Source organism: Bacteroides sp. LFL-34 (assembly GCF_027257075.1).
Classification (GTDB): domain Bacteria; phylum Bacteroidota; class Bacteroidia; order Bacteroidales; family Bacteroidaceae; genus Bacteroides; species Bacteroides ovatus.
Genome location: NZ_JAPQKZ010000097.1, coordinates 1 through 7,953 on the forward strand (window position 1 = coordinate 1; position 7,953 = coordinate 7,953).

A 7,953-nucleotide genomic window follows, 5' to 3' on the forward strand; every position below is an offset into this window, starting at 1 on the left:
TTCGCCAAAGACAATGAGCTTACAATTCCTCACCCTGCATTTATTGATACTGTTTATGACGCTGCAAATACGTTTTTCAGTGGTGAAAGCATTGATAAGCCCGATATTCGTGTAAGTCACATTATCAAGGGAAGAATACCCGAAGCAATACACAAACCTGCAAATCAACTTCTTGAAAGTGATAAGACTATCTACTACGAAAGATGTGCTTTTATTATTCAGATTCCTACGATTTACGAAACGGTGAACGGAAATAAGCTAACTCTTACTATTGGTGGTGTGAGAGCTTATAATCACACAAATCTGTATTCAAAGAAAGGAGCAGAAAGGTTTAAGGTATTTATTGGCTTTACTTGTAAAGTTTGTACAAACTTGTGTGTATCAACAGACGGTTTTCTTAGTTGTTTGGAAGTTACTAATACCAAAGATTTATATCGGGCAGTATTGGAAATGTTTCAGAGTTATCAACCTGCAAAACATCTACATTTGTTGCAAACACTTAGTAACTCATATCTCACAGAACATCAATTTTGCCAATTACTTGGTAGAATGAGACTTTATCAATCATTGCCACAAGGTTATCAGAAAGATATTCCTAAAATGCTTATCACTGATTCACAAATAAATACAGTTGCAAAAGCATATATCAATGATAAGAACTTTGGGAGCTTGGGGAATGATATTAGTATGTGGAAATTGTATAATCTATTGACAGGGGCAAATAAGAGCAGTTATATAGATTCATTCTTGGATAGAGCGGTAAATGCTACTGAAATAGCAACGGGAATAAATGCCGCTTTGCATGGAGACACTAAATATAAGTGGTTTATTGATTGATTAAACAGGGGAATATTCAGAAATGGGTATTCTCCTATTTTATTAATTGTATTGCAATGGATAAAAAGAAAGAAACTATGGTTAGTAAGATTGAATATCTGAAAGAAACAATTTGTCATTGTGAGAATAATCTCCAATATATAAAGAGGTTACAAGCATTGAAATATTGGTTGCTGAAATTAGATGTCTTATTGGATAATTCCAATGATGAGATTTATAGAAAGTATTTCTATTCAGATAAGGGACATTCTTTCTTTGATAGAATCTGTTTATCAATAACAGATTATCAATATGGAAATAAACCTTTCAATTATTAATTTATTTAAAATAAAGAATCATGTTTTATTATAAGATACTTGTTTGGCTCTTTTGGGTGGTATTGTCTTTTATAACAGGTTGTGTTCCGTTAATCCTGCTTATTCTTTTAGTTGGCTTATGGGAAGTGGAAGAAGCGGATAAACGTCACTAACTACTTGTGTGTTCAAAACAGGAATGTGTTCAAATAAATCTACAAAGGTGGTTTGAACACATTCTTTCATGTTATCAATTTAATCAAAGAATAAAATGAAAACAGCCGTAATATACGCTCGTGTTTCTTCAAGTAATGACAGACAGGACACAAGCAGACAAATAGAGGATTTAAAGAAATATGCTATCTCACAGGATATAGAAATTGTGAATATATTCCAGGAGCATATTTCAGGTGCAAAGAAAATAGAGGAAAGACAGATTTTAGGAGAATGTTTGGAATACTGTAAACGTGAATCTGTGAATATCCTACTTTTGTCTGAATTGTCAAGACTAGGGAGAAGTACATTACAGGTTCTTCGCTCTTTAGATATATTGCATGAATCGAAAGTATCGGTTTACATACAGAACTTAGGCTTATATACTTTGCAACCAAATGGGGAAGTTAATCCAATAGCGTCTATCATGGTGACAGTACTTGCAGAAATGGCAAATATTGAAAGAAGCAATATTCAATACCGTTTGAATAGTGGTAGGGCAAATTATATTGCCAAAGGTGGTAAACTTGGCAGAAAGACAGGTTCAACCAAAACGGATGATAAGAAAAAAGAAGAATATAAGGAAGTCATTGCTTTACTAAGAAAAGGCTATTCAATCAGAAATATAGCTAAGCTACAAAGTATTGGTATTTCCACCGTTCAACGGATAAAAAATCAGTTTATAAAGCCATAATCATAAAATATCGGTGGGGTGGAAAAATTCAGAGATTTAGTTTTTATATGGGGAGTCTTGAATTTTTCCACTACCATAAATTTATAAAGCAGAAATAGCCCTCAACTTTTAATAAACAATAGTTCTTGCTATTACAAACGCTTTTTGTAACTTTGTACCAATTTCAGATACCTAATGTGTTGGGGCTGAAAGGACATATTAGTTAACGAAGAGCGTTTTAAATATTATCCTATCATGAAATCTGGACAATTTCACTTGCACGGGATAGTAGGCAAGAACGCTCACGTCAATGTTATATACCTATCTTGTTAAGATAGTCTATATATCGTTTGGCGTGGGCTATTGTTTATTATTGTGCAAGGGCAGTCCAGAGCCTCATGATGATAATATTCGATAGTTCCCACGCTTTTCTCATTGTGTAATACTATCCAAAGGGAACAGGGTAGATAAAACGATATATAACTACGAATCAGACATTAAGAAACAACTTTTGCTACTATCTTTCAAGTAGCCAACTCAATTTTTGAGCAACTTATACTACAAATTAATTTATCAATCAAAAAAAAGAAATAATGGCATATACTGTAAGAGATTTATCAAATGCTCAAAGGTTTGAGTATAAAGGATATGAAGTTTTTATGTATTGTGTTGAGGATAGTTTTTGGAGTGGAGAAAGAACTTATAAAGTTGATATAAGTATTAGTAACCATGTTTATTATAGAATAGCAGAAGATATACAGATAGCTCGTTATCAACAGCAGAGACAAAGTTATTTTCCAATGACTTATAATAATGGGTACAATGGAACTTATGACATAATGAAGAAACTAAAAGAACGCATATTGTTTAGTTCCTCTTTTAATGTTATTGTAAAACGTAAATTTACTATACTGAAAGATAATGAGCCTTATGTTAGAGATGCAATGGGACAAATAAAATCTATCATTGATAGTAAGTTTGGTAATGTGAATGATAAATTTAAAAATATTCAAAATATTATTTGACATGACAAGGATTGGTTGGATTATTGTAGGAATACTTGTTTATTTCCTGTTGGGTTGGATTTTAAAGGATATAGTTTTTTCTATTATCACAATCGAAGGTGATACTACAATGGGAGATATTTTGAAGTATGAGCAAATTGTTTACTCTGCCTTAACAGCTATTTATATCATTATAATGAATATTGTGCAAGGAGATGATAATGGAGACTCATCATCTCCTATTATGTTAGTTATTGCTACCTATTTAGGAGCAAGGTTTCTCCCTCTTTCAATGGGAAGCGTTATATTGTACAGTGTATTAAACATTGTGGCTATAATTTGGGGAGCTTGCGAGTTGAAAAAAGGCTAAATAAAAAGAAGGCTAATGGAAGAGTTTTTAATGATAATATTAGCAGGAGCAGTAGGTGGTTTTATCTTTTCACTCATAGTTAAATCTGAAAACAAAAGAAAACATAACTGATAAAATAAAGATTTATGGGAGCAGTAATAGGAATTATAATTTATGCGATAATAGCATATATTACCTGTCCACGTAAAGAAAATGGGAGTTTTGAGGAAGGAGCAATAGCATTGTATATCATCGTTCCTGTTGTGGTTTTGGCGATTTATTTTATATGTAATAATTGATTATTTTATAGAGAATAGTATTATTCATGAAGAATATATATGCGATTTACATATTACTATTAATGCTATTACTATCTTGTACTAGTAAAAAGGATAGTAATATACAGGCTACTATTGACAGTTTATTTATATATGACAATCATCCTACTTTGGAAATATCAGAAGCTAAATATTTGCAATGGGTAGATTCGGTATTAGGAGTAAAAGGTGTGAAACTGATTGATTATAGAAATGGGATATACCAATATGATGATACAAGGTTTTATTGGAATAGAACTTTTGATTATTTCTTAGTATATCCCTCTAGCTTTACACATGGAGAAGAATCAGATTTAGGCAATGGAAATCATTTCGTAAATGAAGATAGTACAATCTGTTTGAATGTGTATGCTACTTACTTCGATGTTTTTAAAGATGATTATTCGCTTCATGAATGGTTTGATATAATGATTGATACAGAAGTAGAACAAGGCAATAGAATTGTCAAGAAAGATATTACAGACCATAGTTATACTATTGAAGGTAATACTAAGGGTGGTAGATATTTTTATAGTAAAGCTACTCATAAAAAAGCTTATGAACGTGAGATTATTGTAACAGTGAAATTGAAGTATACAGATTCAAGAAGAAAAGAGGTAGAGAAACTTTTACCAAATATATTCAAATATGTCTCAACAAATGAGTTATAAAAAACAATGGTGCTACGAATTGAAGATATATCTTTCATTGGTGTATATGTAAATGATAGCTTTAGAGACTTTAAAGATATAAATGATTATGCCAATTATCATGTATCATTACTAAACAATAAAAGATATCAAGCTTTTAGTGGTGGAGATTTTATTGATAGAGTAGTTAAAGGTGGATATGCTACTGACCCTAATTATAAGAGAGCATTATCTAATGTATATAATCAGATAGCTAAAGCCCAAGAAGGAATGAAGATTCCTAAATTAAAGGGTGCAGGAGAGTTAAGAGCTAGAATATTAAGACAGTTCAATAGAGAAAAAGCTGCCAACAGAAATGAAGAACAATTAATTGGCTTCGATTGGAGTAGATATAAATCTAATAAACCTAAGCCAGAAACTACACCTACTCAAAGTGAGCAGTTAGAGAATGGCGGTGTTATTAAAGCACAAGACGGAATAGTAACTCAAGCTATTAATAAAGTTAAGAGTTTTCTTCCTAAAGAAGAACCTAAAGAGCCTATTAATGTTGTAGATGTTGCTAAAGAATATGCTCCTAGTGCTGCAACTTCATTCTTATCTGGAAGTGTTAATCCTTTTATCAATAAGCTATTAGAAGGAAAGAAGCCTTCTCTAGATTATTCCCATAAATTTGGAAGTACAGGGAATAAGTTTGAGGAGTTTGCAAGTGTAATGACTCCTATCTTTAAAGAAGCATTAGAAGAAAATGGATTGCCCACTACTAATCTTAATAACTTAGTAAGGCAAGCAGCATTGGAAAGTAATTATGGATTAGACCCTAGAGGTGAAAGAGGGTTTAACTTAAGTGGAATTAAACATCCAGGTGATTCAATAGCTCCCAAATATAAGAAGAGCAGATACAAAGACGGATTTGATTATATAGACTTTGATAATCTAAAAGACTATGCTAATTATAAAGTAAAAGTACTGAATGATAGATATAAAGCTCTAGATGCTAAAGATACTAATGACTTTATAGATAGATTACATGGAAATAATTCTGGAGGATATAATTATAGTGCAGATAAAGATTCTTACAGAAGAAATTTGAATGGAACTTTATCACTTAATAAGTACTTAAAGATAGGTGGTATTATTAAATATCAAAATCCTTCTAGTGGGATTAAATATATAGGAGGTTATGACAAGAAAGGTAATATGGTATTGCCAGTTACTAATGAGAACGGCATGAATAATGTAACTTTACCAGAAGTAACAGTTACTCCTAGAAATATAAATCTTGCTGGTGCAGTAGATAGAGGAAAGCGTAAATTTCTAAAGACTACTGGAGAACTAGCAACTCCAGTACTAGCAGGCGCTGGAATAGCAGGACTTGGATATGGACTTGCTACAGCTACAATTCCTACATTAATAAGTCTGGGAACCAGTTATGTAGGTACTAAAGTAGGAGAATCTATTGATGATAAAACAGATAATAATACTAATTATAAAACAATGGGTGGGCTTATTGGAGGAGCTGTTGGTGGATTAGGAGCTAATATGACTCCGAGACTAATAGCAGGAGATGCATACACTACTGTTGGTGGAAAGTTCGGATATTATGGTAATCCTCTACAGAGATTTACAGGTACAGTAGGAAGAAGGCTAAATCTTAATACTAAAGCTCGAAATCCAGAATTACTTAGGAAGATTTCTGAACCTGCGCCCATTAATTCCAATGGTACTATACAAGTAAGTAATCCTACTCCAAGAGCTGATTTTGCCAGAACTAATTTTACTACTGACAGACCAGTTGTATCTCATTCAGAGAAAAATAATTGGGACCACATGGATTTAATGATATTTGACCCTAAAATTACTAAAGGATTAAAGCCTGCATCTGTAGAGCCTTCAGATACATTCTATCCATTTGCTAATATAACAGCAAAGCCGTCCCAAACGACTTTAGTAAGTGGAAATAAATCAGCATTAATAAATGCCCAAGATAAAGGAATGAGTACTCTTAGTAGTCCTAAGTTAAGGCAGATATATAAGGATATGCAAGCAGAATATCTAGGAAATTTAACTAGGTATTCAAGGATGACACCCTTACAGAGAAGACTGGCTAAAACTGGTTTTAAAGACAACGTGTCTCCTGCATCGAAGAAAGCATACGCAGAAGAAATTCAGAAGTTACAATCAAAGAGAGGAACTCCTACTATAAAAGATTATAGAAAGATAGAAGAAGATACAGGGTTAGATGCTGGGGTTGTAGATATAAAGGACCTAAACCCTGAACTTGTAGATAAAATAGCTAATAGTAAGGGATATTTTACGTATCCCAATGGAGAAGTGACTAGTAGCTATCATTATCCACAAGCTTATAGTGATAAGGCTGTTTTAAATAGGATGCCTTACAATAAAGTATTCTATGACCCTGCATCTCCAGTAGAAGAACAGTGGGCAATTAAAAATGGATTTTTAAAATAAATTGATTATGATAATAAATGCAATAAATGGAAATGGGAATAGACTGATTAGGGTCAATAAAGATACTAATAAAGATGCAGTTAAAGAGTTCTTAGTTACTACGTTAAGTCAATGTGATACAAACGGGCATTTTATCGAAACTCCTTATTCTGAATCTAAGCTACTAGATAAATATTTAGGGGAAGTAGTATTGAATATATATGTGACTAACCTATATCCAGAACCTATTGGAGAGTATATTCTTGATATACAAGATGATAATTTTGGAAAATATTCTCATTTAGATATGTGGTATGTAAAGCAGCAAGTAGATAAGTATTGGAATACAATAGAGTACTTTATAAATGAAATGAATAAATGAATTAATATGGAAAATGAATTAAATAAATGGATTAAACAAAAATGTGCCCACTTTACTATGATTCCCTTTGGGTTAGAAGATTTGGGCGAAATGACAGAAGTATCTAAGTTTAAAAAAGGAGAAGATATTATTACACAATACATGATAGAATCAGACCATTCTTACATATTTGCAGAAATAGACGAGGGAGAGACAACATGGAAATTGCTCTCCCGTATTCCAGATGAGATTATTCGTCAGATTGATTATCTTGCTTGGGAGGAAGAGGGCATAGCCATTCCCTAAATGCCATAAATTCTCCTTCAAATAAAGTAACCCTTCCTGCTGGAATTAGTACTAATTATCTAAACAATAAACTAAATGAAGAATAATTATAAACTTTTATATAGCATCGCAACTCGTTATTATCATACTAATAATTTGGAGGCAGCTAAGATTCTATATGAAGAACTCGTATTAGAGGGAGTTATTCCAGAATTTAAATTCAATATGGAAGTTTGGAAAAATGATAAATCGGGTAAAAATGTATGGAAATGGTATCAAGAAGGAATTTTAGATATTGAATGGGAAGAACCTATGTTAATTATATTATTAATGCAAGAATATCCTTATTTTATGGGAATATTAAACGAATAAATAAAATGATAAATATGACTGATGAACAAGTGGTAGAGAAGTTAATAGGAATATTACAGCCTATATACCAAGAAGGAAGATTAACCGAAGATGAAGTTAATGAGATATTTTATTATGCTACTATTGGCAACAGCATGGTAGAGCATGGAGA

The 7,953-nt window shown here is 32.1% G+C and carries 11 protein-coding genes; all 11 read left to right on the forward strand.

From position 1 onward, the window contains the following. On the forward strand, positions 1-837 hold an 837-nt coding region (locus N5O98_RS26550; RefSeq protein ID WP_269496186.1), incomplete at its 5' end, for a DUF3871 family protein. Positions 838-893: 56 nt separating this feature from the next. Further along, a complete protein-coding gene (locus tag N5O98_RS26555) occupies positions 894-1,154 on the forward strand; it encodes a hypothetical protein (protein WP_008777325.1) in 261 nt (86 codons plus the stop codon). 247 nt (positions 1,155-1,401) lie between these two features. Next, positions 1,402-2,037 carry a recombinase family protein gene (locus N5O98_RS26560; RefSeq protein WP_007754395.1) on the forward strand — a complete coding sequence of 212 codons (636 nt, stop codon included), beginning with the start codon at positions 1,402-1,404 and terminating at the stop codon, positions 2,035-2,037. 572 nt (positions 2,038-2,609) lie between these two features. Further along, positions 2,610-3,041 carry a hypothetical protein gene (locus N5O98_RS26565; protein WP_008777323.1) on the forward strand — a complete coding sequence of 144 codons (432 nt, stop codon included), beginning with the start codon at positions 2,610-2,612 and terminating at the stop codon, positions 3,039-3,041. 1 nt (position 3,042) lies between these two features. Continuing rightward, on the forward strand, positions 3,043-3,390 hold the full coding sequence (locus N5O98_RS26570; protein ID WP_225493269.1) for a hypothetical protein: 348 nt from the start codon (positions 3,043-3,045) through the stop codon (positions 3,388-3,390). A 125-nt stretch (positions 3,391-3,515) separates the two neighbouring features. Next, a complete protein-coding gene (locus N5O98_RS26575; protein ID WP_165601819.1) occupies positions 3,516-3,668 on the forward strand; it encodes a hypothetical protein in 153 nt (50 codons plus the stop codon). 26 nt (positions 3,669-3,694) lie between these two features. Then, positions 3,695-4,357: a hypothetical protein gene (locus tag N5O98_RS26580; RefSeq protein WP_008777321.1), complete on the forward strand. Its 663-nt coding sequence runs from the start codon at positions 3,695-3,697 to the stop codon at positions 4,355-4,357. A 6-nt stretch (positions 4,358-4,363) separates the two neighbouring features. Then, the gene (locus tag N5O98_RS26585) at positions 4,364-6,805 is read left to right on the forward strand and encodes a glucosaminidase domain-containing protein (protein WP_118161587.1); all 2,442 of its coding nucleotides are present in this window, start codon (positions 4,364-4,366) and stop codon (positions 6,803-6,805) included. A gap of 7 nt (positions 6,806-6,812) precedes the next feature. Then, positions 6,813-7,166, forward strand: coding sequence for a hypothetical protein (locus N5O98_RS26590; protein WP_118161588.1), 354 nt, complete (start codon positions 6,813-6,815; stop codon positions 7,164-7,166). Between the two features lie 6 nt (positions 7,167-7,172). Continuing rightward, positions 7,173-7,451 carry a hypothetical protein gene (locus N5O98_RS26595; RefSeq protein ID WP_118161589.1) on the forward strand — a complete coding sequence of 93 codons (279 nt, stop codon included), beginning with the start codon at positions 7,173-7,175 and terminating at the stop codon, positions 7,449-7,451. A gap of 75 nt (positions 7,452-7,526) precedes the next feature. Further along, positions 7,527-7,802: a hypothetical protein gene (locus tag N5O98_RS26600; protein WP_118161590.1), complete on the forward strand. Its 276-nt coding sequence runs from the start codon at positions 7,527-7,529 to the stop codon at positions 7,800-7,802. Positions 7,803-7,953: the final 151 nt, after the last annotated feature.